This is a genomic window from Allobosea massiliensis (assembly GCF_042655245.1).
Taxonomy (GTDB): domain Bacteria; phylum Pseudomonadota; class Alphaproteobacteria; order Rhizobiales; family Beijerinckiaceae; genus Allobosea; species Allobosea massiliensis.
On the sequence record NZ_JBHSLU010000135.1, the window covers coordinates 212 to 1,243 of the forward strand.

General features: G+C 58.0%; 2 protein-coding genes. One reads left to right on the forward strand and one right to left on the reverse strand.

Annotation, left to right across the window (positions count from 1 at the left end):
• Window positions 1–207: 207 nt before the first annotated feature.
• Complete coding sequence (locus ACFPN9_RS27785; protein WP_068074806.1) at window positions 208–726, forward strand: HEPN domain-containing protein; 519 nt, start codon at window positions 208–210, stop codon at window positions 724–726.
• On the opposite strand, the gene ACFPN9_RS27790 is transcribed toward ACFPN9_RS27785, so the two are convergent.
• Window positions 723–1,032, reverse strand: a 310-nt coding sequence (locus tag ACFPN9_RS27790; protein ID WP_377817944.1) for a hypothetical protein, incomplete at its 5' end; no start/stop codon positions are given. The genes ACFPN9_RS27785 and ACFPN9_RS27790 overlap by 4 nt on opposite strands.

Genomic DNA, 1,032 nt, shown 5'->3' on the forward strand with positions numbered 1-1,032 from the left:
AGCCGATCATCTCGCGCAGAAGATCGGCGTCGGGGCTCTTCTCCAGCAGCCCGCGCAGGTTCATCATCTCGTCGGTCATCGGGGATCTCTCGGTTCAGGGTTGGCGTTCACAACCCAAACCTAACCGGCAATCGCCGGTGACCACCGTCAGCTACACCACGCTATGGGACACGACCCACAGGCTTACGGCGCATCCGCATAAACCTGATGGGCATCAAACCCAGCGATGAAAAGATAAGCGGACTTCTCGAAGGCGTTCTTCCCGAATTGGAAAGTGCCGCCGTGAACATCTTACGCAAGGATGCTGTAGGGCGGGGAGCCGCTCTCTGGTCGCTACAAATGGCCGTTGAAAAGACCTTAAAAGCCTTTGCCCAACACAAGACGGGGAAATTTCGGCAGTCGCATGATCTTTTTGATCTCTACGACGACGTGAAGGACCTAGGTATAGCTGCAAAACGGCATTTACTGAAGAGGATGCCCCGAGAGCCACAGGTGATGTCTGATCGCTATGGTTTGGGCGGCACGCCGACAATTACCGAGGTAACGAACGCCTACGATGCCGCCTTGGCATTTGTTAGCCAGGCCTCCCGAGCGTTCAAACGCGACATCGATATAGGCGGCGCTCGATTCCTCCTTAAGAAACCGCCGTGGTTAGAACTACCCCCCACGTCGAATGAGCAGGAGGTGGGGCCTCAGCCTATCGGTGCCCCCTACAGCTCCTCTTAGCAGTATCTTGGCGACATCGGACGCGCCGCGTGGCGATGGTGCTCGCTGATACCATTTTGGCGTCGCAGTTCCTCATTGGCTCGCCATAGCAGCTCCGTGGCCGACAGGCTGACTAGCAACGGATTGGTTCTTAACGAGTTCGCGGCCAATACCACGACGGCCACCTCGTGCTCCGCAACTTCGGCGAGCTGACGCCGGGCCGCAACCGCGGTCGTGTCCCATAGCGTGGTGTAGCTGACGGTGGTCACCGGCGATTGCCGGTTAGGTTTGGGTTGTGAACGCCAACCCTGAACCGAGAGATCCCCG

Bases quoted from the DNA above. Each gene is read 5' to 3' on its own strand.
- ACFPN9_RS27785 (WP_068074806.1), top strand. From the start codon at position 208: ATGGGCATCAAACCCAGCGATGAAAAGATAAGCGGACTTCTCGAAGGC.